Source organism: Pedobacter suwonensis, assembly GCF_007833675.1.
Lineage (GTDB): Bacteria > Bacteroidota > Bacteroidia > Sphingobacteriales > Sphingobacteriaceae > Pedobacter > Pedobacter suwonensis.
Window position 1 is genome coordinate 4,257,908 of record NZ_CP031708.1, and the last position, 25,508, is coordinate 4,283,415.

The window sequence follows — 25,508 nt, forward strand, 5'->3', positions numbered from 1 at the left end:
ACCATGAAAATAAAACATCGAATGATATATGGTCTATTGCTGTGTGCTCTTAGTTTAACAGCTAGGGCCCAGCAGGAATACCTGACACTGGACAGTGTGCTGGCAAGGGTTTCGGCGAACCCGTTATTGCGGACCTATGATGCGCAGATCAATGCGCAGGATGCCTACGCGGGCTCTGCCAGAAGCCTGGATGCACCAAAGCTGAGCGCAGGGCAGTATCAGACACCTTATCAGCTTAAGCCCGATGGTGGTTCCTTTATGGTTACTGCCGAACAGATGTTCACCAACCCGGCCAAGCTCCGAGCTAAGGAAAACTACATGAAAAGCATATCCAGGGTTACCGCCGAAGAAAAGAAATACATGAACAACCAGTTGAACGCACAGGCCAAACAGTACTATTTTGAGCGTGCAATCCTGGAAAGGAAACTGGCACTTTTGGATAACACCACTGGGTTATTGGAATACATGTTAAAGGCTTCCAATATCCGGCTTACCTATGGAAAGGAAAAACTGGATAACATTTATAAGACCAAAGCTGAACTGTTTCAACTGGACAATAGCCGGGAAGAAATTAAGAGTGAAATCAGACAGAAAAATATCCTGCTCAATACCCTGATGAACCGGAACAAGGGGCAGGATTTTATGATAGACACCAGTCTTGTGCTCAGGGATTATGCGGCTACAGTGACCGATACGGGTACACTTGCATCGGTACGGAGCGATATCAGGGGCATTGACCGCAATATCGAACTGCAACAGCTTAATGCGAAAGTAGAATACAGTAAACGTAAACCCGACTTCGGGCTGCAGGCGGGGCATATGTTCAGTTATGGCGGAATGCCGAACCAGTACATTTTAATGGGTTCCATCACCATTCCGATTGCACCCTGGTCTTCCAAAAGCTATCAAGCAAACCTGAAGGGCAGCCAATACGAAATCGAGCAGCAGCGTGAACGCAAGATCTCGCTACTCAATCAGGTGGAAGGAGAGCTGGCTGGACTGAAGGCTGCATGGACAGGCAAATCCAGGCAATTGAAAAACTACCGGCAGAACATTATTCCTGCCCTGCAGAACAGTTATAAAACATCGCTCCTGGCCTATGAACAGAATACCGGTGAACTGCTGCCGGTACTGGAAAGCATAAAAAGCCTGCAGACGGCAAGGATGGACGCTTTAGAGCGGTTGGGAGAAATATTATTGATACAGGTAGCTTATGAAAAAGAAAATGAAATGCATTAAGATCATATTACCGGCCATGCTTTTTGGTATGTTGCTGATCGCCGCCTGTTCCAATCCAAAACAGGCACCGGTCCAGGCTCAATCCAAAACCGCAGTACAATATACCTGCCCGATGCATCCACAGGTACTGGAGGATCACCCCGGTAATTGTCCCATCTGTGGGATGACACTGGTAAAAAAATCTGGTCAGGCCAGCGAGGGTTCCGACATAGCCTTGAGTCCAGTTTTGGAGCCTGTTAACAGTACGGTGATCTCCTTGGTGGCTTTTGCCTTGCCCCAGGAAAAAGAAGTGGACACACGGATCTCCGCAGAAGGCTATTTGGATTTTGATACCCGTACATTTAACAACATCGCCTCGCGTTTTTCCGGCCGTATCGAAAAGATGTACATCAAATTCGCCTTTCAGAAGATCCTTCCCGGACAGCGCATCTTCGACATATATAGTGCGGATATGGTAACGGCACAACAGAACCTGATCTATGTTGCAAAGAATTCATCAGGCGAAACCGAGCTGCTCAGGGCTGCTAAGCAAAAACTATTACTGCTCGGAATGACATCTGCCCAGGTTGAACAGGTAATCAAAACGGGCAAAGCATTTTATAGCCTGCCGGTATTTAGTCCCTATGAAGGACATGTCCATGATGCTGCACATAGCCAGATGGCAGGGACAGCGGGTTCAGACCAAAGACCTGACTTCAGCCGTAACATGCCCCTTGCCATAAAGGAAGGGATGTATGTAGAAAAAGGGCAGACTTTGTTCAATGTTGTTGATCCCCATAGGCTGTGGGCCATTATCAAGATTGGCAGAAATTCACTGGCCAGCTTACGGCTAAATGAACCGGTTAAGATTACCCTGCCGGATCTGCCAGGTAAAACGCTATATGGGAAAGTAGACTTTATTGAGCCTACCCTTCAGCAGGGAGACAAAACAGTTAGCATCAGGGTTTATCTGGACAATATGGAACATCAACTGAAGGTAAACAGTTTGATCAACGCCTCGATAGAGACAGGAAAATCCAGGGGGTTTTGGATACCGAGGTCTGCTTTACAGGACCTGGGGCAGACAAAAATAGTCTGGCTAAAAAAAGGCGGTTCCTACCATGCCCATACAGTAGCGGCCGGGACTATAAATGGCAGCGAAATACTGATAAAAAAAGGACTTGCCCCAACCGATACGCTGGCGGTGGACGCGGGATATTTAACAGACAGTGAGAGTTTCATCAAAACAAAGGGTCATGAATAACATAAAAAGAAATAGCCTGAAAAGGATCTTTACTTTGCTGTTTATTGTGCTTTCAATAAGTGTATTTAACAGCTGCAAACAAAAAGCGCAACCTGTGGCACAGGCAAAAAGCAAATTTTATTATACCTGCTCCATGCATCCACAGATACATGAAGACCATCCCGGCAACTGTCCGATCTGCGGCATGAAACTGATCAAAGTTGAGCTTACAGGATCAGGAAATTCAGCCACGGAAAAAATAACATTAACAGCAAGCCAGATCCAGTTAGCAGGTATAACAGTTGATACGGTAAGGGAGGAAAATACAGGGAATGAAAAACTGCTGACCGGAACTGTTGCCACCGACGAAAGTAAGGCGGAAGAGATCAGTGCAAGAGCGGCTGGACGGATACAGCGGTTATTTGTAAGGTCTGTAGGACAGAAAATAACAATGGGTCAGGCAGTGTATTCCATTTATAGTGAAGACCTCTTATCAGCGGAAAAAGAATACCTTTTGGCCCGGCAGCAGCAGAAGGTTTTAAATAATCCTGATGTAGATTATGACGCGCTGATCAGTACGGCGGAGCACAAACTATTATTATGGGGACTGAATGCCGCCCAGATCAAGAACCTTTCCTCTTTGTCCAAAACTTCGGCCACTGTTACCATATACAGCAAGGTTAATGGAACGGTAAGCGACATAGCCATCCACGAAGGCGACTATGTAACCGAAGGAATGGCAATATTAAAAACGCAAGGATTGAACAGTTTATGGGTTGAGGCGCAGTTATATGCCAGCGAAAGCGGGAACTATAAAGAAAATGACATAGTTAATGTCTCTTTTCCGGACCTGAACTGGCAGGTTATTAAAGGCAAGGTCGGATTTATAAATCCTGAACTATCAGATGACTCGAAGGTTGTACTGATCAGGGTCGCAGTTCCAAATACGCTAGGGCTCATCAGGCCGGGGATGTTGGCATACATAGCAATTGGTAACGGAAAACAGAATAATGTAGCCATACCAGCATCTTCAATACTCGCAACAGGTAAAGGCAATAAGGTATGGATCAAAAATAGAGATGGCAGCTTTTCTGAAAGAAAGATCAATACCGGAGCAGGAAATCCGGGATATGTACAGGTAGTATCCGGCATTTCGCAAGGTGAGGTCGTGGTAACAGGCGGAGCTTACCTGCTGGAGAGTGAACTGGTATTTAAAAATGGAGGATAAGGTTATGATCATTGGCTGCATCATACCTTATGGATAAATACCTATGTTGATTAAAATTTGGTATCGTACGTAACTTGATTGCGCTAAATACTGTCTGGACTTTGGTGCAAAGCAAATCCAGCATTTGACAGGTCGGAGTCGGCGAAACGAAATTACTTTTCGAGGGGCCAAAAAATATTGAAACAAGTTCAATGTCAGAAATTTGAGATGATTTTCTAATATAATTATATAAAAGATATGGAAAATTATATAAATTTAATTTCGCATCTTTATATAGATTTGTAGTCTGATGAAAACCAAAGCCATCTTTCTTTTAGTGATTTTTCTGCTCAACACTGTTGTCGGCTTTGCCTGTGCAGTTGGAATGGAAAGAGATACTCATGGGGAAAGTCATGGACATAACTCTTCCAAAATAACTAACGATAAACATCGTCATCAGCATAAAGGTGCACACCTGCATAAGCACAGTTCTTTAAAGGGAACAAATCTTTCAAAAGAAGATCCTTGTTGCAAGACTCTGGTCAACGACCTTGTGGTTCAGGGGAAGCTTGTTCCCCAAAGCGTTAAAAACCAGGTTATCCTACCTGTTCTGTTGCTCCCAGATAATAATTACAACTTTTTACTTCCTTCTGTCAAACTGGCTCTCAAAAAGAGTGTTTACACCGGACAGAGGGAGCGGCCACCCAATAGGGACATCAGGATTACCATCAATAGCTTTCAGATATAAGATTTCACCACGAATTACCAATAGAGCCCGTGTTACATTGACATGGTGCTTGACTTTCGCGTGGCCAAAACTCCCTGCGGGAAAAGTGTAAACATTTAATCTTAAAATCATGAAAAAAATATTTCTTGTGGTTGCCGTATTGGCAATCGTTTTCACAGGCCGTGCCCTTGCGCAAAATAGCCAGACACAGTCACTTTTAACTTCTTATTACGATATCAAAAATGCATTGGTAAATGCAGATGCGACGGTCGCCGCCTCCAAAGCCGCTGAGTTTTCCAAAGCGATGGGCAGTATGGACATGAAATCAATGCCAGAAACGGATATGAATATATTTATGGGGTTACAGGATAAGCTTGCATTTGATGTCAAACACATATCAGAGAGCAAAGATATTGTCCATCAAAGAGAACATTTCGCAAATTTTTCGACCAATTTCTTTAAACTCGCGAAAGCAGTGAAACTTACCAATGCCTCTATTTATTATGCCTATTGTCCAATGAAAAAAAGTTACTGGCTTTCTGATAATGCTACTATCAAAAACCCTTATTTCGGAAAGCAGATGCTGACCTGTGGCTCAATAAAGGAGACTATCAAATAATTCATATTGTTATCGAACGGACATTTAGCATTGAGATGTTTTGGTCCGTTCAATATAGCCGTGTGCATATATTCTACATACAGCTCGAAATAATTTATTCAAAATATATCAATAACAATGAAAACATTAATATATAGCCTTCTGGGCCCACTATTGTTCCTTGCTGCCTGTACAAATGGCAAAAATGAAAAGCAACATTCTGCTGTAGCGGAGTCTACAGCCAAAAGTGTTTCCAAGGAAACTAACCAAGGGAAAAAATCATCAACGGCTGCGCTTTTATCCGTCTATCTGAAATTAAAAAATGCCCTTACCACGGACAATGATAAACAAGCTGCTTCCGCAGGCAGTGAAATGGTAGCAGCGTTCGCCAGTTTTGATGAAAAATCATTGACTTCGGAGCAGGACAAGACATATAACGATATTCGGGATGATGCCAAAGAGCACGCAGAGCACATCGGTTCCAATGCAGGCAACATTGCCCATCAACGTGAGCATTTCGATATGCTGAGCAAAGACATGTACGATTTGATCAAGCTCCTTGGCACTGACAAGCCCCTGTATGTTGACCGTTGTCCCATGTACAACAGTAACAAGGGTGCAATCTGGGTGAGTGAGATAAAGGAGATCAAAAACCCTTACCTTGGAAAAGCCATGCCGACCTGTGGTACTGTCAAGGAAGAACTGAAATAGCACAAAAATGAAGGGCATAAAAAAAATCTTTCTTGGGCTATTAGTTATCTTCTTGCTTATGCAGATCCTGCAGCCTGCACGCAATAAAAGCCTGCAGGCTATACCTCAGGATATATCCAAACTTGTTTCTGTGTCTGATGATGTACAGGGGATACTTAAAAAATCATGTTATGACTGTCATAGCAACAACACAGAATATCCCTGGTATGCCTATGTTCAGCCGATTCACTGGTTCCTTGACAGTCATATAAGATCGGGAAAAGAGGAACTGAACTTTAATGAATTCGTCGGCTATACCTTTCGAAGGCAGCAGAACAAACTGCGGGCCATAGAAAACAGCATAAAAGATGGTACAATGCCCCTTTCCTCTTATACCCTGATCCACAGAAATGCGATATTGGATCAACGGGAAAAGTCGGTACTCTTAAAGTGGGTACAGAATTCAAGGGATAGTTTGAACAGAAAGAATCTTACTGGTCTTTAAATTAACAAAGAAATGAAAAATATATTAACAGTCTTTTTATTGATGCTCTATTCTGTGGTTTCGGCCCAGGATATGAAGGGAATGAAAATGGACAAGAACGGTAGTGCTGGCCAGGCCAAGGTAATCTATACCTGTGTAATGCACCCGGAAATACAGTCAGAAAAACCCGGGAACTGTCCGAAGTGCGGAATGAAGCTTATCCTTCAGAAAGGTAAAGCGGATAAGGCAAAGACAGCTGATCCGGTCAAAAAGAAACAGGAAGCAAAAAAGGGGGCTATGGAAGGCATGAAAATGCCGGCAGAAAAAATGGAAAGGAATCCGAAACCAGAATCAGTAACCTATACCTGCCCAATGCACCCCGAGATCCATGATTCCAAACCTGGCAACTGTCCCAAATGCGGAATGAGGCTTATTAAGGAAAAACCAAAGGCTAGTTCTGAGAAGACTGGGGAGATGAAGGAAAGTCCCAAAAAGAGTGAGGGTATGGGTGATATGGCGGGCATGGAAATGGATGATAACAGTTCTGATATGGAAAGTATCAAAACTGCAAAGGCAAATTTGGGCCCGATTAAGACCGTTCCAAGTAAATTTCCACCACGCACCGTCCGTTATGATCTTTACATAGCCGATACAACGGTAACTTATGGGAAAAAATCAAAGCGGGCAATTGCGGTAAACGGACAGATCCCCATGCCGACATTGACCTTTACGCAGGGCGATACCGCACTGATCTACGTGCACAATAATCTCGACGAGGAAACCGCGCTGCACTGGCACGGACTATTTTTGCCGAACAAGATGGACGGTGTTCCTTTTCTGACCCAAATGCCAATCAAACCGCACACTACCTACATCTATAAGTTCCCCATCGTCCAGCATGGAACGCACTGGTACCACAGCCATAGCGGCCTTCAGGAACAGATAGGTATGTATGGGGCATTTATCATGAACAAAAGGACGGAGTGGGATACTCCAACCCTCCCGGTAGTCATTAGCGAATGGACAGATATGAAGCCCGAGGAGGTTCATAGAAGCCTGAAAAATGCCAACGACTGGTTTGCAATCAAAAAAGGGACTACCCAGAGTTATGCAGAAGCGATCAGGACCGGACATTTTAAAACAAAGGTAGCCAATGAGTGGAAGCGCATGAATGCCATGGATGTGAGCGATGTGTATTATGAGGCCTTTCTTATCAATGGGAAAAATCAAAGTGAACAGCCGCAATTCAAGGCGGGAGACAAGGTTAGGCTGCGTATAGCAAATGGGGGCGCTTCGGATTACTTTTGGCTTAAGTACGCCGGAGGCAAGATTACCGTTGTCGCAACCGATGGAAATGATGTGGAGCCTGTAGAGGTCGACAGGCTGATTATAGCGGTTTCCGAAACCTATGATGTAGTGGTCACGATTCCGGAAAATAAGAGCTATGAATTTTTGGTCACTCCTGAAGACCGTACGGGATCAGCATCGCTATGGCTGGGCAAGGGAGAAAAGGTGCATGCAGAGAAAATGCCCAAACTGAAATATTTTGCCGGAATGAAGATGATGAACGATATGATGGATATGAGCGGCAATATGGTGCAGATGGAGGGCATGAAAATGCAGAACCAGGTGATGGATATGAACACTGTAATGTACCCGGAGGTAACCGGTGAGGAAAATCCAAAAACAGGAAAAGAAATGAAGGGGATGCCGGGTATGCAGATGTCCGGTGATAAAAGTCTGGCAGGGATGAATATGGAGGCAGAAAGTCCCGATATCATCACCCTCAATTACAACATGCTCCGTGATCCAAAGAAAACAACCCTGCCAAAAGGCCCCTGGAAGGAACTCAAGTTTGACCTTACAGGAAATATGAACCGTTACGTCTGGACGCTGGATAACAAAACCGTTTCTGAAAGCGATAAGATACTGATAAAAAAAGGCGAAAATGTGAGGATAATCCTTTACAACAACAGTATGATGCGCCATCCCATGCACCTTCACGGCCATGACTTCAGGGTAATTAACCGGCAGGGAGAATATGCCCCGATGAAGAACATTATTGACATCATGCCCATGGAGCGGGATACCCTTGAATTTGCTGCGACAGAGCCGGGCGGGGACTGGTTTTTCCACTGCCATATTCTCTACCACATGATGAGCGGTATGGGAAGAGTTTTCAGTTACGAGAATTCAGCACCAAATCCCGAAATTCCGGATCCTAAGCTGGCCCAGCGCAAACTCTTCAGTGATGACAGGGCTTTTCATCCAATGGCACGCATCGGAATCGAAACCAATGGTAGCGACGGGGAGGTTATGCTTGCCAATACTCGTTACCGTTTTACAACCGAATGGCGCATTGGGTTTGACAAGGAAATGGGTTATGAAAGTGAAAGTCATTTTGGAAGATACATCGGACGAAACCAATGGCTATTACCGTATGTTGGATGGGATTTTAGAAAAAGGACGGTTGACCCGATGGACAAGAATATTTTTGGACAATCTTTATCGCCTGGAAACAATCTATTTGGGCAGGGAAATACCAAAAATTTCAGGCAGGTATTTCATTTGGGAGTTCAATATACCCTACCACTGCTGATCGTTGCAGATGCTTCCCTCGATCACAAGGGGAATGTCAGGTTTCAGCTGATGAGGGAAGATATCCCTGTTTCCAAAAGGTTGCGTTTCCAGTTTATGGTCAATACCGATAAGGAATACATGGCCGGATTCAGGTACATCGTTACGAAGTACTTTGGGCTTTCAACACATTACGACAGTGATATGGGCTATGGCGCCGGATTGACATTAAGCTACTAACAAATCAAAACATGGAACACACCTATAAAATAACCGGAATGAGCTGTCAGGGCTGCCGGAGCAAAGTTGAAAATGTGCTGAATGCGATTGATGGCGTTTCTGCACATGTAACCCTTGAACCTGCTGAAGCCGTCATAACTATGCAAGAACATATCCCAACGGAAAAGCTGCAGGAGGCTCTTTCTGCCGCCGGAAATTACGGTATTGAAATGGCAGTTCAGGGAAAACATGTTCTAAAATCGTCAGAACATCATAATCATGATCACTCAGCCAATGAGCAAAGTCCAGCGGCTCAAAATGATGATAAAAATGAAGCGGGAGGCCTGTTTTATTGTTCGATGCACTGTGAAGGTCAGAAGACTTATGATAGGCCAGGTCATTGCCCTGTATGCGGTATGGACCTGGTAAAACAGCCTGAGAAGAAACAGGCATCGCAGTTTACCTGCCCCATGCATCCCGAGATTATCAGGGACAAACCAGGATCATGTCCGCTTTGCGGAATGGACCTGGTACCTACGGGGACAAACCTTGAAGAAGATAAAACTTATGATACCCTGCTCAAAAAGTTCAAGATAGCAGCAGGTTTTACCATACCCATTTTTGTTATTGCCATGACGGAAATGATTCCCAGCAATCCTTTGTTTGATCTATTGGAACTTAAATACTGGAACTGGGTTCAGTTTTTTCTTTCCATTCCGGTAGTTTTTTATGCTACCTGGATGTTTTTTCAGCGTGCATGGCAATCGATTGTTACCTGGAAACTGAACATGTTTACCCTGATCGGGATTGGTGCGGGGGTAGCCTGGTGCTTCAGTATTGTTGCCATTCTATTCCCTGGAGTTTTTCCTGATCAGTTTAAAACACATCATGGTACCGTTTTCGTTTATTTCGAGGCGGCAACCGTGATACTTACACTGGTACTGCTCGGTCAGCTTTTGGAAGCCCGGGCCCATGGCAAAACGAACGGCGCCATTAAGGAACTGTTGAAACTGGCCCCTAACACCGCTACAAAAGTGATTGGAGATAAGGAATCATTGGTATCTATTGATGATATCCAAAAGGGAGACCTGCTGAGGGTAAAGCCTGGTGAAAAAATCCCGGTAGACGGGAGTATCAAGACCGGGGAAGCTATAATTGATGAATCCATGATCTCGGGAGAACCCGTTCCTGTCGAGAAAAAAATAGGGGACAGTGTAAGCTCGGGTACAATCAATGGCAATAGGACCTTTGTAATGCTTGCGGAAAAGGTTGGATCAGACACACTTTTATCCCAGATCATCGAAATGGTGAATTCGGCAAGCCGCTCAAAAGCGCCAATCCAAAAAATGGCTGATAAAATCTCAGGTTATTTCGTGCCTGTTGTGGTATTGATTTCTATTGTAACGTTCGTGGTATGGGCTGTATACGGCCCCGATCCGGCCTACGTTTATGCTTTTGTAAATGCAATAGCTGTATTGATTATCGCATGTCCATGTGCGCTGGGCCTGGCTACGCCAATGTCAGTAATGGTGGGAGTAGGTAAGGGCGCTCAGTCTGGTATACTGATCAAGAATGCTGAATCCCTTGAGAAAATGAATGCGATTGATGTAGTGGTCATTGACAAGACAGGTACGGTAACCGAAGGTAAACCTTCGGTAGAAAAGGTGCATAGTATAAATCCGGATTTTACGGAGCATGGTATACTTGAAAAAATTGTGGCTTTGAACAGCAGTAGTGAGCATCCGTTGGCTCAGGCAACCCTGCGTTACGGGCAGGAGAACAAAATAGATGTTAAGCCCATATCAAGCTTTGAGGCCATCACTGGGAAAGGGGTAATGGGTCTTTTGAATGGAGAAAGGTTGGCTTTGGGGAACCAGAAATTAATGCAGCAGATTAAAGCCATAATTGATCCTAAATTAGAGAAAGAAGTTAGTGCCGCTCAAAAGCAGGGTAAAACAGTTTCTTATTTAGCCGTAGGAAATAAAGCTGTTGGCTTTGTTGTTATCTCTGATAAGATCAAGCCTTCCAGCGCAGCTGCCATCCGAAAACTCCAACATGAGGGCATCAAGGTAATCATGTTTACCGGCGACAACGGGGATACTGCGAAATCAGTAAGCGAAACTTTGAATTTAGACGGTTTCAAAGCTCAGATGCTCCCAGAGGATAAACTGAATGAAATAAAAAAGCTGCAGGCCGAAGGCAATAAGGTAGCCATGGCAGGCGATGGCATCAATGATGCACCTGCACTTTCCCAGGCCGATATCGGGATTGCGATGGGCACGGGAACAGATGTCGCCATTCAGAGCGCAGCCATCACATTGGTAAAGGGAGATTTAAACGGGATCGCAAAAGCCCGTTTGTTAAGCCATAAGGTTATGGCCAATATCAAAGGAAACCTGTTTTTTGCTTTGGGATACAATGTATTGGGGATTCCCATAGCTGCAGGTATTTTATATCCGGTTTTTGGGATTTTACTTTCACCAATGATAGCTGCACTCGCGATGAGTTTTAGTTCAGTTTCTGTTATCTTGAATTCTCTGAGATTGAGAAATGCAAAAATTGACTGATATTTTTTTCAAGCCCACCAGAAAAAAGGTAGTTGCTGTTCCTGATAGATGTTTTTGAAGTATTTAATGTTCGTACAATTTGGTTTTTCCAAGAGGTTGAAAACGTAAATTGCCCCTTTTGATTTCATCGCCACATGATGGACGAGTTTCGAAGGGTAGGTAAGCTGATCAAGGTCTTTTTAGCACATTTGCAAACTAGTACATAAACAAATAAACAATGAGCCACTAACATAAAAACAGTACGTACGTCTGTTCTCCGAAATGGGCCAATAGTTCCAATGGACACTGTTCTCATGCTCTTGGGAATTTTCATCTATTTTTTTCCCTATTTTTATTTGTTCGAAGTAAAAACATACAAATAAGGTTATGGTGAATTTTAAAAGCAGTATTCCGGCGCTTCCAGTTGTTAGCATAAAAAAGGCAGTAGACTTTTATCAGATAAAAATGGGCTTCCAAACCCGCCATCAGGAAGATACTTTTGCCGTGATGGTAAGAGGTGGAGTTGAAATACATCTTTGGCAAGCCTGCGATCAGAGCTGGAAATTCAGGAGTTTATTACTTTTTCTAAGACTTATCCGGAGTGGGGCCGAAACATTCATCGCAGGGACTGCAAGCTGCAGGATCAAGGTTGAAGGAATTGAAGAACTTTATCAGGAATACAAGGACCAAGGTGTCCTGCATGGGGAACATAACACCATTGAAGAGCAATACTGGGGAGACCGGGACCTATCTACCTTGGATCTTTATGGAAACCTTCTCACTTTTTATGAAGAGATTGGCTAGCCGCAGCAAGAGGTTCCCTGTTGGATCGGCGGACACTTGATCGTTCCATAGCTACAGAAAACGCAGCAGTCTCCAGCGTTTGGCTTGAGGATGGTGCGGCAGTGAGAACACTCGTAAAAATATTGGCAGGAGTCGGTAGACATCTCTTCCTTTTTTGCAAAGCCGCACTTTGGACAGGTAATTGTTGAACTGAGTACAATTGTCATAATTAATTTTTCTCTATAAGGCTATTTCGATAGCCGATCTGCTTGATTTTTTTACTGATACTGTCTGCCGAAATACTATCAGGGTTATAGATGACAGTAGTCATTGCCTTTTCAAAGGATGTTGTCGACCTGGCAATTCCGCGAATGCCCGAAAGTCCTTTGTCTATATGGTCTGTGCACCCAGCGCAGCTCATTCCATTTATAGACAGGCGTGCCGTTTGAAGTTTTTCCTGCGTTGTTATGCTAGATTTCATCCCTTGGCCGGCAAACAAATTTGAATAATACGGAAAGGCGATCAAAAGCCCGCAGACAACCGTTACGATCCCAAGGAATTTTTTTGATCCCATGAAGTTTTTCCGCTCATTCTCACACCCGCAGTTGTCGCTTGGCATTGGCTTTTTTGTCAGTATTTTATACCAGGAAAGTCCAAATAGTATAAATGTCAGAACGATCATATAAGGACGATACGGTTCTATCCAGTTGAAATATATTGAAGCACTTCCAGCTGAACCTCCTACGGCAGCGATAAAGGGCACGATGCAGCAAAGTGAGGCAGTACATGCCGATAATAGTCCGGCAATCCAGCTTTTTTGGATTTCTTTGTTCATATCTGTATAGATATAGGTTTTTGAAGTTGATCGAAAAATGGTTGTAACAGTCCAAGCTGGCTGCCTTTGATAGAATAGAATATAGTCTGGCCCGATTTTCTTTGGTGGACCATATTTCCATCCTTCAGCTTTCGAAGGTGCTGCGATATTGCAGGTATAGTCATTTCCAATATATCGCTAAGGTCGCAGGGACAAAGTTCGCCTTCCCTGTTCAGCATGAACAGTATCTTTAGCCTGACCTCGTTTCCGGCGAGGGCCAATAAGCCCGAGAGGTCAGAAAAAAGCCCATCGCTTCCGTTTAATAACTCTTTACAGTTATTGATCTGGCCTTGGTCAGCGAAAATTCTTTTACAGGTATTCATAGGGAGTCAAATATAAGTATTTAAGCAATTACTTAAATATTATTTTGAAAATAATTTTGGAAGATCTGTTTTTTCAATTTGATTTGGTTATTAAATATAACTATCGTAATATTGCGATATAAAATTATGGGACTTACAAGATCAGAAATATTCACCGACGAGCAGAACCAGCTTTCTACATTGCTGAAAGCAATTGCGCATCCTGCCCGCATCGCCATCCTGCAAAGAATCCTTATATCAAATACCTGTATCTGCGGGGATCTGGTAGGGGAACTGGGCCTGGCTCAGGCGACCATTTCTCAGCATTTAAAAGAACTTAAAATGGCAGGGATCATACAGGGGACAATTGAAGGCGTGAGTGTCTGCTATTGTATCAACCCCAAAACCTGGAAATTATTGGAAGAACAGTTGGGAACCTTCTTTGGCTCGTACAAAGGCGAAACCAGCTGCTGCTAACCTTTTTTTATTTATATCAATCGTTAAATTGCAATATTATGAACAATGCAGAATTGACCAACTGGCAAACCTTTAAAGCCACATTAGAACATCATCCAGATTTAACCTTACAGTTCCAGTATGCGGAAGGAAAATGGGTAGATGCTTCATATCACATCACCGAAATCAAACAGGCACCGATCGTATCTGTGGACTGTGGTGGGAAAATGAATACCTGGACAGAAATCATTGTGCAGCTTTGGGAGCCATCGGTACAGGATAGCGAAAGGGCAATGCAGGTCAGCAAAGCCTTGTCAATTGTAAGTCTGGTAGAAAAATCTTTACCTCTTAACCCGTTGGGAACGGTTAAGATAGAGTTTGGAAACTCACAGTTTGATACCAGACAGATGTATCCCGGCGAATTTTTGATCGATGGCGATAACCTGATCGTTAACCTGATCCCTGATTTTACGCAGTGTAAAGCAATCGGACGTGGGGGAAGTTGTGGAACAACAGAAACTGATGAAGAATGCTGTGCACCAGCGGTGAAAGAAGAAAAACCAAAATTACAGATGGTAAACCTTGCTGGGGCGGGACAGACCTGTGAACCCGGTTCGGGCTGCTGCTAATCAGCGTATGGAAATTACAGCATTACTCCCCTTGCACTGGAAAGAAGTTAGAATTATTTATCTACAAGGTATCGCCACTAAGCAGGCTACCTTTCAGACCGATGCCCCAGCATGGGAAGAATGGGACAAAGGCCACCTGGCTGGTCTCCGCTATGTCGCTATCATTGATGGCAACGTGGCAGGCTGGGCAGCTTTAACCCCTGTTTCAGGCAGATGTGTCTATGCAGGGGTCACAGAAGTGAGCGTTTATATACATGAAGCTTTTCGGGGCAAGGGGGTAGGTAAGGCGCTATTGCAAAAGCTGGTCACCGAAAGTGAGGCCAGTAACATCTGGACGCTGCAATCAGGCATCTTTCCTGAAAATACGGCAAGTATCGCCCTCCACGAAAAGCTCGGTTTTAGAAAAATCGGTTATCGCGAAAAGATCGGCAAGATGGACGGGGTGTGGCGGGATACAGTGCTGATGGAACGAAGAAGTAAAATAACAGGACAAGAATAAAAACATGAAAAAAATATTAGTACTATGCACAGGAAACAGCTGTAGAAGCCAGCTGGCAGAAGGTTATTTAAGGCATTTTGCCGGAGACAATGCAGAGGTCTATAGCGCAGGGATTGAAACACATGGCGTAAATCCGAAAGCTATCGCAGTGATGGCTGAAGATCATATCGATATTTCGGGACATACCTCGAACCATGTGGATGAATATGCCGGAATTGATTTTGATGCAGTGATCACCGTTTGCGATAATGCGAATGAAGCCTGCCCTTTCTTTCCGGGCAAGGTAGACCGCTTCCACCAGAATTTCCCTGACCCTGCAAAGTCAACAGGAACGCCAGAGGAAGTGATGGACGAATTCAGAAGGGTACGCGAGCTGATCAAAGCCTATTCAGCAGATTTTGTAAACCAGTATATAAACCGATAAACCATGAGTGCAAACAATTGTGCCCCCGCTGCAGAACGAAAAAAACTGGGATTCCTTGACCGTTACCTGACCCTGTGGATCTTTATCGCGATGGCGATCGGGGTTGGCATCGGATATTTTATCCCCTCATCTTCCGGCTTTATCAATTCCTTTTCCAGCGGTACAACCAACATCCCATTGGCCATCGGCCTGATCCTGATGATGTACCCGCCACTTGCCAAGGTAAAATACGAAAAGATGGGCGAAGTATTTAAGGATACCAAAGTGTTGAGCGTTTCCCTGGTACTGAACTGGGTGATCGGCCCTTTGTTGATGTTCTTTCTTGCCATTACTTTTTTAAGGGACTATCCTGAATATATGGTTGGCCTGATCCTGATCGGTCTTGCCCGTTGTATCGCCATGGTGGTGGTATGGAACGAACTGGCAGAAGGAAACCGCGAATATGCCGCTGGCCTGATCGCATTGAACAGCATTTTCCAGGTATTGTTATACAGCGTGTTTGCCTATATATTTATTACGGTACTGCCACCTTTCTTTGGCCTAAAAAGCCTCGAGGTAAATATCACCATCGGTGAGATTGCAAAAAGTGTCGGTATCTACTTGGGACTACCTTTTGCAATGGGTATTATTTCCAGGTACACACTCATTAAACTCAAAGGTGAAGACTGGTTCCAGAATAAGTTCGTGCCATTTATCTCGCCTATTACCCTCATTGCACTGCTGTTCACCATTGTCATCATGTTCAGTCTGAAAGGTAACCTGATCGTGCAGATACCAATGGACGTGGTTCGTATTGCCATACCGCTGGTGATCTATTTCTCTATCATGTTCATCGTCAGCTTTTTTGCAGGCAGGTATTTCGGGGCAGATTATTCTAGAAGTACTTCCATTGCTTTTACAGCTACCGGGAACAATTTTGAACTGGCGATTGCTGTGGCCATCGGTGTATTCGGCATCAACTCCGGACAGGCCTTTGCAGGGGTAATCGGACCTTTGGTAGAAGTTCCCGCATTGATTGCCCTGGTGAACCTGGCCTTCTGGTTCAGGAAAAAATATTACGCACCGGTACAGGCACCCAATTAATCAAACTGAATAAACCTCAAAATAACTATGAAAATTGCTTTATTCTCTGACATCCATGCCAATCTTCCGGCACTGGAAGCATTCTTTAAAGACGTTGAAACCAGAAATACCGATGTCATTTATTGCCTGGGCGACCTTGTTGGTTACAACATCTGGCCCAATGAAGTGATAGATGAGATCCGCAGGCGTGGCATTCCGACCATTGCGGGAAATTATGATTGGGGCATTGGCCGATCCAGTGATGATTGCGGCTGTGCCTATAAAACTAACGAAGAAAAAGAGATGGGCAAGGTGTCTATATCTTATACAAATGAAATTGTAAAAGATGAACAGCGTGCTTACCTGAAAACCTTGCCTGCCCACATCAGGCTTGAATACCAATTAAACCACGACAAACGGAATATCCTGTTCGTACATGGCAGTCCAAGAAAGGTAAACGAATACCTTTTTGAAGACCGTGAGGAGAAAAGCATGATCAGGATCATGGAGCAGGCCGATGCAGACATCATGTGTTTTGGTCATACCCATCAGCCTTACCACCGCATTTTAAATTCCGGAACTGATGGTAACGATCACTTCAGGCATGCGATCAATATCGGATCGGTCGGTCAGCCAAAGGACAAAGACCCGAGGGGCGGTTATGTGATCCTGACCATTAACGCGGACAGTACGGTAACGGTTAAAGACAGCATCCAGGTTGAATTTATCCGCTTTGACTACGATATCGAGAAAGCTGCAAAAGCAGTTGAGGACAGCCCGCTTCCCAATGGATATGCTGATATGTTACGTAACGGATAGTGATCAGAAATGAGTTATTCCGATAAATATAATTCGGTTCCGGAGCAAAACAGCTTTGGGAGATTTATCAAGGAACAACGTTCCTTAAAAATGATGACCCAGAATGATCTCGCCAGCATGCTGGGACTTAACAGGACGCTTATTGCGAAGATAGAAATCAATAGGGTTCCTTTTAACTACAAAAGGCTGGATAAACTGGCAGAGATATTCGGGGCCGATCTTACTGAGGTTAAGCTTAAGTTTTACAGCTGGCATTTTACCAGCTTAATTAAAGAGGGGGCTGCCCATTAAAAGCACTTGATCTGGCAAAAGCAAATTTTAAGAAACCGGATTTAAAATAATAAAAAAATAAAGGAAATGAAAGTCGCATTATTTTCGGACGTACATGCTAATATCTTTGCTTTTGAAGCTATGCTCATGGATATGGACAGCCAAAAGCCCGACGCCGTTTATTGTCTAGGGGATCTTGTAGGTTATCACATCTATCCCAATGAAGTCATCGACGAAATCCGCAGGCGAGGGATTGCAACCCTGAAAGGCAATCATGACGAAAAAGTTGAAAATATCATTACCACTCCTGAAAGTTTAAGTGAACCGGGCAAAAAATATGCTTATCACCTAATCCGTGAGGATAACAGGGAATATCTGAAAACACTTCCGGGACATATCAGGTTAGAAAATAAGCTGAATAATGAAAAACTAAATCTTGTTTTTGCCCATGGCAGCACCAGAAGCATAGATGAATACATACTGATAGATACCGATGCAGGTTATGTTTTGGAAATGCTTAAAGAAGCGAATGCAGATATGCTTTTTGTCGGACACTCGCACAAACCGTATCACCGAATCTTAGAGTCACGAGATGGAAGGTTTAAACATGTGATCAACCTGGGGGCAGTCGGAAAACCCAAAGATGGCAATCCAGATGGATGTTACGTCATACTCCACCTAAATGCAGAAAGCTCTACAACTAATAAAAATAGCATTGAGATAGAATTCAGGCGTGTTGAGTACGATGTGGAAGCATCCGCCAAAGCTATTGAAAACAGTCTTCTGCCCAAAGAATTTGCGGATGCATTGCGCTTAGCAAATTAAAAATTAACCGCCGGTAGAAATGATGGCTTTTTTATTTTATAGTTGATAATGCTGAATTTTATTTCAGAGTTTACGAGGATATGTGCAAAAAAAAAATTGTACAAAGCTTATACTTAGCTTATTTTAGAACCTACGCTCAAATATATGCATACCTTGGAAACGCCTTCAAAACCCCGTGGGTGGAACGACCTGACCCTACAAGAATTTAAATCAATATATCCTGTCATAGAGGAAAATGCAAATAGGCATTTCCGCTGCGCTGAAATACTTGGGAAATCTGACGAACCTCAGAATGCAATCGCTCATTTGATTTTGGGTACGGAAGAACTCATAAAAGCTTTTGCCTGTTTGTTAATGTCTAGAAAAGTACCCCTGAGACAGCAATCATGGTTTAAGAAGATTTTCCTTCATCACAAGGTAAGGCATGATCTGGTTAAGGATTTTTTTTCGATGTATCTTTTGTTTCGCTTTTCTTCGTCTACAAACTTAAGGCCAACTGGAATATTCTCCTTTTTAAGGGCAGCATTAATGAATACTGCCATGGCTACAGCTAATTACTTTTGGTGGAGCAATGCCGATAGTTTGAAACAGAGGGCTTTCTATGTTGATTTTATTAATTCAATTGTCGATCCCTCTACTATTACGGCTGGCGACTATCAGGTAGCCAAAGCTTATGTCAATCTTTTCCAAAAAGACATTGCTAAACTTATGAGATCCATTGAGGTAATGTCCGATAAAGAATTAAAGTCTTGGACTCCATTTAACATTAACGAGTTGGAAAGCTTCGGGAACAGGCATACAAATTGCAAAAAGAAAGAAAAAAATCATGAGGCCATGGAACGTTTGCTTTCCGTATTTTGCAGAAAATTATTTTGCCATTTTGGAGTTTTTCAAGTCACTCAATAAATCAACGATAAAGAACAGGTTGGTAGCTTTTTCTAAGATAAGCTGAATAATTCTTATAAAGACATCTATAGGTTTATGTGCTGGAATGACTTTCAAAAGCAATTTATGGGTGGAGTGGAGGGAATTTACGACATCAAAACTTTTGCTGGGGTACTAACTGGCTACTCATTAGAGTAAAAAAGCTGCAAAAATAAAACCGGGCTTGTAATAATCCTATTGGACAGCTCTGTTTTACGAACAGTTTTTTGTTGCCTAAACAACTAATTCTGGTTAATATTTCCTAGATTGGGATTCACGCTTACCTCAAATTTGACTTTTTATGACTCTAGTAATTGCACAGAGGAACGACAAAGGTGTATCGTTCTCTTCAGATTCCAGGATTTCGTTTGGTGAGGCTGGTTTCTTTGATAAGGGGATCAAGATATTTACTGTTCCTTTTAAATTAAAAGGGCCTGCAAAATCCAGGGAGGATTTCAATAAGTATGAACATGAGCTAAGCTATGGGCTTGCGGTCGTGGGAAGTTCCATTAATGCGAATACAGTTAAAGACTCCATTGCCGAAATTCTCCCGAATGTAACCTATCTAACAAACATGTCTGATGTATCTATCATAGGGATCAGCTCCCTTGTTCTTAAATACTATAGGGAGGTTTCTCAGGAGCTAACCGCTGTTCTGGGAAAAACAGGCCTTTCGGAAATTCTACTTGGAGGCTACTGCATCGTCGAGAAGCGGGTGCGTATAGTGCGTTTTTATCCGGATATAAAGGAAGATCAAGTCGATTACCAATTTGAAGAGATACTGCCAGAACATGGAATGATGTTTTTCGGCTCGGGTAAAGCGTATGCTGAACAGGTCTTTAAGGAAAACGAAACTCTAGATCCATTGCAGATATTAAAAAAGGTAATTGAATCCAAGGCCGATGCTGCGGTAGGTGGAAACATGCAGCGCGGAAACTTTTATGGTGAAAATTTTAAAATCAGTGGAGTCGTAGAGGTCCAGCTAGACGAAAAAGGTAATTCAATTAAGAAGACAAATTACAGAAGAGCCTTTCTGGTTGAGAATGAAATTGAAGAATTCAAAAAGCCACCATATTTGGCATTAACATATGGATATACTTCGGTCAAACTGATACCCTGAAGCTAAAGCAGTATGGTACTGGCTAAGAACTAGCCTGCAGTAAAATTTGCCTCCATGCGGATTATATATAATACTGATTTGCAAAACCAATAACAAACGATATGAAGAAAGGATCTCTGGAAGAGTTGTATGACTACTTTAAAAAATTCCATTTATCTGATACGCTCTATTTATTCGGGGCAATTAATGCTGTTTTGAAATATGGTGAGCAAAAGCTCCACAGCTCGAATGTTCCAGAGCATCTGTATAGATGGATAGGTCGGTTGTCAGAGCAGGAAAGAAAGTTTGTTGGATTAAATCTGACCCGGATGGCAAGATTTATGATCTTGAGCGGGGCAAATGATCATAAAGGACAACGTATGTTGCTTGATACCCCAGCATTTCATAAGGCTTACGAAATGGTAATAGAGCTTTACGATACGGACGTTGACATTCCAATCGACCAAGGTCCGGAGGCCATATCTCAATATTTCTCTCGCATTGGTCAAATCCAGTTCCCCCTGCAAGCAAGGCAGCATACCGTTATTGGAAGAGGTTATGCCATGTTCATATCAAATCCTTCTATTGCAACTTCTGCATATGATTTTAACAGAAAGCTAATGGAGTTTTACAAACTGGATTGTTTTCAGTTTATGGCTACAGGTATTGCGATGTGGTTATTGGTAAATGGGATATTAGACTACGAAATGACCATAGAGATCTCCAAATTAAAAGATATCGTCACCCCGGAAGCAATATCTATTTTCACAGAATTGGCAACAGGAACTGCAAAACAATACAGGGAAATGGTTCGTGGCCCAGGTCGAGGCAATCAGATGGATAAATTAAAAGACATTTATGGACATGACCCCTTCACCGCCATGCCCGCAATACGCGTAGATAGATCCAGCGTTCTCAGGGCTGGTACCGTAGTCGTCCCTCAGCCTAAATATTTTCTGGAAAAGGCAAGTGCTGGGATATTTTATTTATTGGCAAATAAAGAACAACAAATCGCAAACGTTGCTGGAAAAACGGGCGAAAATCCCTTTCGGAATGCGTTTGGAATCGTTTTCAGGGAATATATTGGACGGCACCTCAAGACGCCAAGCAAAGCACACACATTTATTGATCTGGACGTTGATTTTTCCGAGCCTTGGACTGGACTTCTTCCTGATTTTGCACTTATTAATGCTGAAGTATGTTTGCTTGTGGAAGTTAAAACAACCTTATTAAAACTTCCGGCAAGGAGTTATTTTGAACCTGAAATCATCAAAGGGGAGGTTCAGGCTGGAAACCTAAAAAAGGCCGTACGGCAATTGGATTCATTTAGGAAGGCTATATTAGAAAAAAAAGTTAAAGATGTTAGGTTTGGAAAAGTAACGAGAATCCTAAATATCATAGTCGGATATGATCAGGTATATGTTTTAAACTCTGCTATTCTTCCAGATCTAACCGCAGCTCACAGGGAAATCTCTTATGATCTACAGCTCGCAAGTATCGCTGATATTGAAATGATGGGCAGCGCATTGGAGCAAGGATTCAACCTAAATGAGCTCATGGGCAAGAAAGTTGCGGACACTGGTGCCGTCCGATGGTCTATCGCTACTTATTTACAACATTGTCATGTAACATCAAAAAATCAAATACTGAATGAGGCTTTTCTTCAATGTATGGAAAGGTTAGGGCTGAACAAGTAAACCTTAAAAGGCCCAAGTTTAGTAAAACCCCTAGTGATCACGTATCTAGAAGGAGGAAAGAATCAACAGAGAAATGGAAAAAAATTAATGGCATTTATAATAAATCTGCTCAAGTTACGTCTTTATATATGAGAGCGTTAATTTAGAACGGGGAATGATCATCACGATTGTTCCCCGTTTTTTATTTTGTGTCTGAAAGTTAAGCGCTTGACTACTATTAGTTTCTTGGATTTTTTCCTTAATTTTAATCGTGAGGAAAATTGAACCACCATTTGAACTAGTGCTTGATGGGCGGCAGATTATGGTCTCTGAACATGAGTTCGGTTCGAACAGGGTGTTCCATGTTAACTTTGGCGGTTGGAAAAAGCCGCTGGTGATTGCTATCGGAATTGGTATCCGGGATCAGAAGTTCTGGACTTCAATCCCTCAAGGTAGACAGGCCGAAGCGCAGGAGATAGGGAAATTAATTGCGGAGCATATCCGCGCTAATAGGAAATAATCATGTGTTATTACAACGGACAGAAAGTGACCAGAGCCGAGTTTATCCAACTCAAGCAATTGGAAAAAGCGGTCAGAAACTATGATTTTTTGGACAAGGGGGTACATAATGGGTTCAACTATGCGCCATGTGCAATTGTTGTTGCGACTGATGACCGCAGGGATTTTGAGATCCAGCAGGCCGAATGGGGATTTATTCCAGGTTATGCAAAAGACCGCGAAGAGGCCAAAAAGTTTAGGGGCATGTATACCACGCTCAACTTTAAGGCGGAGAATCTTTTTACTAATGAGGCTGGTAAAAAATCCATGTGGGCAGAGGCTGCGCGCCAGCGTCGATGTCTGGTGCTCTCAACTGGTATCATCGAATCAATGCATGTACCTACCTATGGTAAGAAGGGTCAGTTGCTGAAGGCAACAGATAAAGTTCCCTATATGATTGGTATTGTGGATAAAGAATATTTCTGGTTTCCCGGAGTATATAATGATTGGTTTGATAAGGAAGCCGGGCAATGGGTGCGCACGGTTGCCTTTGGAACTACCGCGGCAAATGGAATCATGCAGCAGATCCATAATTCTAAAAAAAGAATGCCAACTATCCTTACGGATGATTTGGCCTGGGAGTGGCTAATGGAGGAACCGAGCGAAGAACGCCTGACCGAAATTGCACTTACCCAAATCCCATCAAAATTAATGGAGGCATGTACCATCGATAAGGATTACCGTTTTGCAGGCGAGGCTACGCCGGCTGATTATCCCGATCATCCAGCTCTTGACCTTACCTTTGTGGATCAGGAACAACTGGATTTTGATCATTGGAGAAACTAGCGGTTCTTTTTTAATTTAGCACAAAAGATAGAAACGAAATGTCAAGCCAAAAGCCGCTCCAACCACAGATGGCAAGCCAGGGATGGAAACCGTTCCTCGCCGCAAAAACCCGAATGCTTGCTGCCTATGATCTAGCGAAGGATCTGGAAAACAATAAGCTGGTAAAAGTCAGACATGGTCTTGTAGCAGAGGCCGAATTTCGAAAATGGCTAAGCGAATTTCTGCCAAAAAGATATGCGGTAACATCTGGATATATCATTTCACCCGGGATTTCCAGCAAGGAGCATATGGTGCATTATGATGTGATCATATATGACCAGTTGGAATCTCCTGTGCTTTGGGTCGAGGATAATCCAGATTCTTCCGGTCAGGGAAAGTCGCTGGCAATACCTGTTGAGTATGTCCATGCGGTATTTGAGGTGAAATCCGCATTTAACAGGCATTCAGCGAAGGAAGCGGTCGACCAGCTTTCCAAGCTTAAGCCATTATTGGCGCGGGTAGACCCGCCGACCAGTCGCGCCAAGATGTATCTTCCTGCCAATTTCTTCTGTGCAACTGTATTTTTCGAACTCCGTAAAGAGCATGATAAAGATTTTGCAGCTATGGATGAACTAGTTAATGCCACAATGATTCGAAGATTCTACGGGGGAATTATACTCCGGGCCGAAACGCTTGATAGATACAACTGCGGAAAAATAAGCTTCAGAAATGAAAATGTCGATTCTAAGCCAAACAACAACTCATCGTTATCCTTTTGGACAACATCGAAATGCCTAAAGTATAAGGATGATCAATATTTCAGCCTGCTGCTGACATTCTGGGAACAGCATTTTTCCGAGTTTGCCTTTGACATCTTAGCGCTTTTGAAAAACACCTATCAGCCCAATGTTCTGTCCAGTCTATATTGCACGGGTTCCACCTCTTTGGAAAATGGCAGTATCGTAGAAACCAGGTACTCTGATCCGGAGGGCTACAAGCGATACCAGGAAGAAACGGCGGCAATTCTTAAAGCACAGGGTTTCGTTGGATTGGAGCCATCGGATATCTAATTTTACGAGTTTTCTTATTTAGCAACACAAGGGGATACTTATTTTTCTTTTTGCAAGATAAAATAGCAATCTGTGTGCGCAACATTAGGCTATGTCCTAATTGGAGTTCTCCACCAAAAGCACAATCTTTTCAACATTTTGTATTTCGCTAACAATTTTAGCTTTATGTTTGTTGTATAATTTTATAATACTAAAAATAATAGTATAAAATTAACTCGAATACCATGGATGCTAAAAGGGAATTGTTTCAAAAATTGCAGCAGGATATTCTGTTGTGGCAGGGCTTTAAGCCCGTTGCCTCGGGCAAGGCTGAGCGAATCGGCCTAGGAGAGATTGAAGATGCTTTCCCTGGTGGAGTATTCCCCAAAAAAGCGATCCATGAGTTTATTACTGTAGTCCCGGAACAATCAGCGGCAAGCGATGGCTTCATCGCAGGTCTGCTGGCCGTGCTTATGGAAAACGGTGCGGCATGCGTATGGGCAAGTACTTCGCGTCGTCTTTTCCCTGCCTCGCTCGGCCTGTTCAATGTCGAGCCCGAGCGCATTATTTTTATGGATGTACAGACCGAAAAGGATGTGCTATGGATTACAGAAGAGGCCCTCAAGTGCGAGGGGCTCGCGGCCGTAGTCGCTGAGGTAAATAATCTATCACTTATCGAATCTCGAAGATTGCAGCTGGCTGTAGAGTCAAGTGGCGTAACAGGATTTATCCTTCGAAAAGATGAAAATAAAACCGCAAGTACAGTGGCCACCGCTAGATGGAGGATCAGTCCCCTACCTTCGCAAACAGAAAACGGAATGCCAGGCCTGGGTTTTCCACGCTGGCAGGTTGAGCTGCTAAAGGTGCGCAATGGGAATCCTGGAAACTTCGTGTTGGAATGGGCGGGAGAAAAATTCGAAGAAGTTAAGAAAGTTAAAAAAGAAAGTGTTTGGTCTGAAATGGAGGGCAGGCAGATTGGATAGAG

28 protein-coding genes are annotated in these 25,508 nt (G+C 43.3%); 25 read left to right on the top strand and 3 right to left on the bottom strand.

Going from position 1 to position 25,508, the window contains the following annotated elements:
- The first annotated feature begins 3 nt into the window (after positions 1–3).
- The 10 genes from DV942_RS17550 (at position 4) to DV942_RS17595 (ending at position 12,313) form a co-directional block, all read left to right on the top strand.
- Positions 4–1,239, top strand: a complete 1,236-nt coding sequence (locus DV942_RS17550) for a TolC family protein (RefSeq protein ID WP_145859705.1) — start codon at positions 4–6, stop codon at positions 1,237–1,239.
- Entirely contained in the window at positions 1,214–2,482 is a 1,269-nt protein-coding gene (locus DV942_RS17555; protein WP_145859707.1) for an efflux RND transporter periplasmic adaptor subunit, read from the top strand. Before DV942_RS17550 ends, DV942_RS17555 begins: the two co-directional genes overlap by 26 nt.
- Entirely contained in the window at positions 2,475–3,689 is a 1,215-nt protein-coding gene (locus DV942_RS17560) for an efflux RND transporter periplasmic adaptor subunit (protein ID WP_145859709.1), read from the top strand. The genes DV942_RS17555 and DV942_RS17560 overlap by 8 nt, the downstream gene beginning before the upstream one ends.
- A gap of 289 nt (positions 3,690–3,978) precedes the next feature.
- Positions 3,979–4,416, top strand: a complete 438-nt coding sequence (locus DV942_RS17565) for a hypothetical protein (protein ID WP_145859711.1) — start codon at positions 3,979–3,981, stop codon at positions 4,414–4,416.
- A gap of 109 nt (positions 4,417–4,525) precedes the next feature.
- Entirely contained in the window at positions 4,526–5,014 is a 489-nt protein-coding gene (locus DV942_RS17570; RefSeq protein ID WP_145859713.1) for a DUF3347 domain-containing protein, read from the top strand.
- 117 nt (positions 5,015–5,131) lie between these two features.
- Positions 5,132–5,704, top strand: coding sequence for a DUF3347 domain-containing protein (locus DV942_RS17575; RefSeq protein ID WP_145859716.1), 573 nt, complete (start codon positions 5,132–5,134; stop codon positions 5,702–5,704).
- A gap of 58 nt (positions 5,705–5,762) precedes the next feature.
- Positions 5,763–6,188, top strand: coding sequence for a heme-binding domain-containing protein (locus tag DV942_RS17580; RefSeq protein ID WP_244950732.1), 426 nt, complete (start codon positions 5,763–5,765; stop codon positions 6,186–6,188).
- Positions 6,189–6,200: 12 nt separating this feature from the next.
- Positions 6,201–8,984, top strand: a complete 2,784-nt coding sequence (locus DV942_RS17585) for a multicopper oxidase domain-containing protein (RefSeq protein WP_145859719.1) — start codon at positions 6,201–6,203, stop codon at positions 8,982–8,984.
- 11 nt (positions 8,985–8,995) lie between these two features.
- Positions 8,996–11,530 (top strand): heavy metal translocating P-type ATPase, encoded by a 2,535-nt coding sequence (locus DV942_RS17590; protein WP_145859722.1) that lies wholly within the window; start codon positions 8,996–8,998, stop codon positions 11,528–11,530.
- Positions 11,531–11,896: 366 nt separating this feature from the next.
- Entirely contained in the window at positions 11,897–12,313 is a 417-nt protein-coding gene (locus DV942_RS17595) for a VOC family protein (protein ID WP_145859725.1), read from the top strand.
- On the opposite strand, the gene DV942_RS24045 is transcribed toward DV942_RS17595, so the two are convergent.
- Genes DV942_RS24045 through DV942_RS17610 form a run of 3 tightly spaced genes read right to left on the bottom strand, consistent with a single transcriptional unit; the run spans position 12,310 to position 13,489 of the window.
- The gene (locus DV942_RS24045; protein WP_317175279.1) at positions 12,310–12,519 is read right to left on the bottom strand and encodes a GDCCVxC domain-containing (seleno)protein; all 210 of its coding nucleotides are present in this window, start codon (positions 12,517–12,519) and stop codon (positions 12,310–12,312) included. The genes DV942_RS17595 and DV942_RS24045 overlap by 4 nt on opposite strands.
- Positions 12,520–12,521: 2 nt before the next feature.
- Positions 12,522–13,127, bottom strand: a complete 606-nt coding sequence (gene merTP, locus DV942_RS17605) for a mercuric transport protein MerTP (protein WP_145859728.1) — start codon at positions 13,125–13,127, stop codon at positions 12,522–12,524.
- On the bottom strand, positions 13,124–13,489 hold the full coding sequence (locus tag DV942_RS17610) for an ArsR/SmtB family transcription factor (RefSeq protein WP_145859731.1): 366 nt from the start codon (positions 13,487–13,489) through the stop codon (positions 13,124–13,126). The genes merTP and DV942_RS17610 overlap by 4 nt, the downstream gene beginning before the upstream one ends.
- Positions 13,490–13,615: 126 nt before the next feature.
- Between DV942_RS17610 and DV942_RS17615 the strand changes: the two genes are divergently transcribed.
- From DV942_RS17615 to DV942_RS17685, 15 genes are all read left to right on the top strand, one after another.
- Positions 13,616–13,945 carry an ArsR/SmtB family transcription factor gene (locus DV942_RS17615; protein ID WP_145859733.1) on the top strand — a complete coding sequence of 110 codons (330 nt, stop codon included), beginning with the start codon at positions 13,616–13,618 and terminating at the stop codon, positions 13,943–13,945.
- 38 nt (positions 13,946–13,983) lie between these two features.
- On the top strand, positions 13,984–14,553 hold the full coding sequence (locus DV942_RS17620) for a DUF6428 family protein (protein ID WP_145859735.1): 570 nt from the start codon (positions 13,984–13,986) through the stop codon (positions 14,551–14,553).
- Between the two features lie 7 nt (positions 14,554–14,560).
- The gene (locus tag DV942_RS17625) at positions 14,561–15,052 is read left to right on the top strand and encodes a GNAT family N-acetyltransferase (protein ID WP_145859737.1); all 492 of its coding nucleotides are present in this window, start codon (positions 14,561–14,563) and stop codon (positions 15,050–15,052) included.
- 4 nt (positions 15,053–15,056) lie between these two features.
- The gene (locus DV942_RS17630) at positions 15,057–15,476 is read left to right on the top strand and encodes an arsenate reductase ArsC (protein WP_145859739.1); all 420 of its coding nucleotides are present in this window, start codon (positions 15,057–15,059) and stop codon (positions 15,474–15,476) included.
- A gap of 3 nt (positions 15,477–15,479) precedes the next feature.
- Positions 15,480–16,559, top strand: coding sequence for an ACR3 family arsenite efflux transporter (gene arsB / locus DV942_RS17635; RefSeq protein WP_145859741.1), 1,080 nt, complete (start codon positions 15,480–15,482; stop codon positions 16,557–16,559).
- A gap of 27 nt (positions 16,560–16,586) precedes the next feature.
- Positions 16,587–17,357, top strand: coding sequence for a metallophosphoesterase family protein (locus DV942_RS17640; RefSeq protein WP_145859743.1), 771 nt, complete (start codon positions 16,587–16,589; stop codon positions 17,355–17,357).
- A gap of 90 nt (positions 17,358–17,447) precedes the next feature.
- Positions 17,448–17,648, top strand: coding sequence for a helix-turn-helix domain-containing protein (locus DV942_RS17645; RefSeq protein WP_186462337.1), 201 nt, complete (start codon positions 17,448–17,450; stop codon positions 17,646–17,648).
- A gap of 66 nt (positions 17,649–17,714) precedes the next feature.
- A complete protein-coding gene (locus DV942_RS17650) occupies positions 17,715–18,452 on the top strand; it encodes a metallophosphoesterase family protein (protein WP_145859750.1) in 738 nt (245 codons plus the stop codon).
- Between the two features lie 144 nt (positions 18,453–18,596).
- On the top strand, positions 18,597–19,358 hold the full coding sequence (locus DV942_RS17655) for an AbiV family abortive infection protein (RefSeq protein ID WP_145859753.1): 762 nt from the start codon (positions 18,597–18,599) through the stop codon (positions 19,356–19,358).
- Positions 19,359–19,677: 319 nt separating this feature from the next.
- Entirely contained in the window at positions 19,678–20,496 is an 819-nt protein-coding gene (locus tag DV942_RS17660; protein ID WP_145859754.1) for a hypothetical protein, read from the top strand.
- Between the two features lie 101 nt (positions 20,497–20,597).
- Positions 20,598–22,172, top strand: a complete 1,575-nt coding sequence (locus tag DV942_RS17665; RefSeq protein WP_145859757.1) for a hypothetical protein — start codon at positions 20,598–20,600, stop codon at positions 22,170–22,172.
- Positions 22,173–22,422: 250 nt separating this feature from the next.
- Positions 22,423–22,671, top strand: a complete 249-nt coding sequence (locus tag DV942_RS17670; RefSeq protein ID WP_131538547.1) for a hypothetical protein — start codon at positions 22,423–22,425, stop codon at positions 22,669–22,671.
- A 2-nt stretch (positions 22,672–22,673) separates the two neighbouring features.
- Positions 22,674–23,495, top strand: a complete 822-nt coding sequence (locus tag DV942_RS17675; RefSeq protein WP_131538546.1) for an SOS response-associated peptidase — start codon at positions 22,674–22,676, stop codon at positions 23,493–23,495.
- Positions 23,496–23,533: 38 nt separating this feature from the next.
- Positions 23,534–24,544 (top strand): DUF6602 domain-containing protein, encoded by a 1,011-nt coding sequence (locus DV942_RS17680; RefSeq protein ID WP_145859759.1) that lies wholly within the window; start codon positions 23,534–23,536, stop codon positions 24,542–24,544.
- A gap of 224 nt (positions 24,545–24,768) precedes the next feature.
- A complete protein-coding gene (locus DV942_RS17685; RefSeq protein WP_145859761.1) occupies positions 24,769–25,506 on the top strand; it encodes an ImuA family protein in 738 nt (245 codons plus the stop codon).
- Positions 25,507–25,508 lie beyond the last annotated feature (2 nt).

Coding starts and splice junctions, on each gene's coding strand:
- DV942_RS17610 (WP_145859731.1), bottom strand. CDS start 13,489: ATGAATACCTGTAAAAGAATTTTCGCTGACCAAGGCCAGATCAATAAC.
- DV942_RS17575 (WP_145859716.1), top strand. CDS start 5,132: ATGAAAACATTAATATATAGCCTTCTGGGCCCACTATTGTTCCTTGCT.
- DV942_RS17560 (WP_145859709.1), top strand. CDS start 2,475: ATGAATAACATAAAAAGAAATAGCCTGAAAAGGATCTTTACTTTGCTG.
- DV942_RS17685 (WP_145859761.1), top strand. CDS start 24,769: ATGGATGCTAAAAGGGAATTGTTTCAAAAATTGCAGCAGGATATTCTG.
- merTP (WP_145859728.1), bottom strand. CDS start 13,127: ATGAACAAAGAAATCCAAAAAAGCTGGATTGCCGGACTATTATCGGCA.
- arsB (WP_145859741.1), top strand. CDS start 15,480: ATGAGTGCAAACAATTGTGCCCCCGCTGCAGAACGAAAAAAACTGGGA.
- DV942_RS17675 (WP_131538546.1), top strand. CDS start 22,674: ATGTGTTATTACAACGGACAGAAAGTGACCAGAGCCGAGTTTATCCAA.
- DV942_RS17655 (WP_145859753.1), top strand. CDS start 18,597: ATGCATACCTTGGAAACGCCTTCAAAACCCCGTGGGTGGAACGACCTG.
- DV942_RS17565 (WP_145859711.1), top strand. CDS start 3,979: ATGAAAACCAAAGCCATCTTTCTTTTAGTGATTTTTCTGCTCAACACT.
- DV942_RS17555 (WP_145859707.1), top strand. CDS start 1,214: ATGAAAAAGAAAATGAAATGCATTAAGATCATATTACCGGCCATGCTT.
- DV942_RS17620 (WP_145859735.1), top strand. CDS start 13,984: ATGAACAATGCAGAATTGACCAACTGGCAAACCTTTAAAGCCACATTA.
- DV942_RS17590 (WP_145859722.1), top strand. CDS start 8,996: ATGGAACACACCTATAAAATAACCGGAATGAGCTGTCAGGGCTGCCGG.
- DV942_RS17570 (WP_145859713.1), top strand. CDS start 4,526: ATGAAAAAAATATTTCTTGTGGTTGCCGTATTGGCAATCGTTTTCACA.
- DV942_RS17625 (WP_145859737.1), top strand. CDS start 14,561: ATGGAAATTACAGCATTACTCCCCTTGCACTGGAAAGAAGTTAGAATT.
- DV942_RS17640 (WP_145859743.1), top strand. CDS start 16,587: ATGAAAATTGCTTTATTCTCTGACATCCATGCCAATCTTCCGGCACTG.
- DV942_RS17550 (WP_145859705.1), top strand. CDS start 4: ATGAAAATAAAACATCGAATGATATATGGTCTATTGCTGTGTGCTCTT.
- DV942_RS17680 (WP_145859759.1), top strand. CDS start 23,534: ATGTCAAGCCAAAAGCCGCTCCAACCACAGATGGCAAGCCAGGGATGG.
- DV942_RS17595 (WP_145859725.1), top strand. CDS start 11,897: ATGGTGAATTTTAAAAGCAGTATTCCGGCGCTTCCAGTTGTTAGCATA.
- DV942_RS17660 (WP_145859754.1), top strand. CDS start 19,678: ATGACTCTAGTAATTGCACAGAGGAACGACAAAGGTGTATCGTTCTCT.
- DV942_RS17585 (WP_145859719.1), top strand. CDS start 6,201: ATGAAAAATATATTAACAGTCTTTTTATTGATGCTCTATTCTGTGGTT.
- DV942_RS17580 (WP_244950732.1), top strand. CDS start 5,763: ATGCAGATCCTGCAGCCTGCACGCAATAAAAGCCTGCAGGCTATACCT.
- DV942_RS17615 (WP_145859733.1), top strand. CDS start 13,616: ATGGGACTTACAAGATCAGAAATATTCACCGACGAGCAGAACCAGCTT.
- DV942_RS17650 (WP_145859750.1), top strand. CDS start 17,715: ATGAAAGTCGCATTATTTTCGGACGTACATGCTAATATCTTTGCTTTT.
- DV942_RS17665 (WP_145859757.1), top strand. CDS start 20,598: ATGAAGAAAGGATCTCTGGAAGAGTTGTATGACTACTTTAAAAAATTC.
- DV942_RS17645 (WP_186462337.1), top strand. CDS start 17,448: ATGATGACCCAGAATGATCTCGCCAGCATGCTGGGACTTAACAGGACG.
- DV942_RS17630 (WP_145859739.1), top strand. CDS start 15,057: ATGAAAAAAATATTAGTACTATGCACAGGAAACAGCTGTAGAAGCCAG.
- DV942_RS24045 (WP_317175279.1), bottom strand. CDS start 12,519: ATGACAATTGTACTCAGTTCAACAATTACCTGTCCAAAGTGCGGCTTT.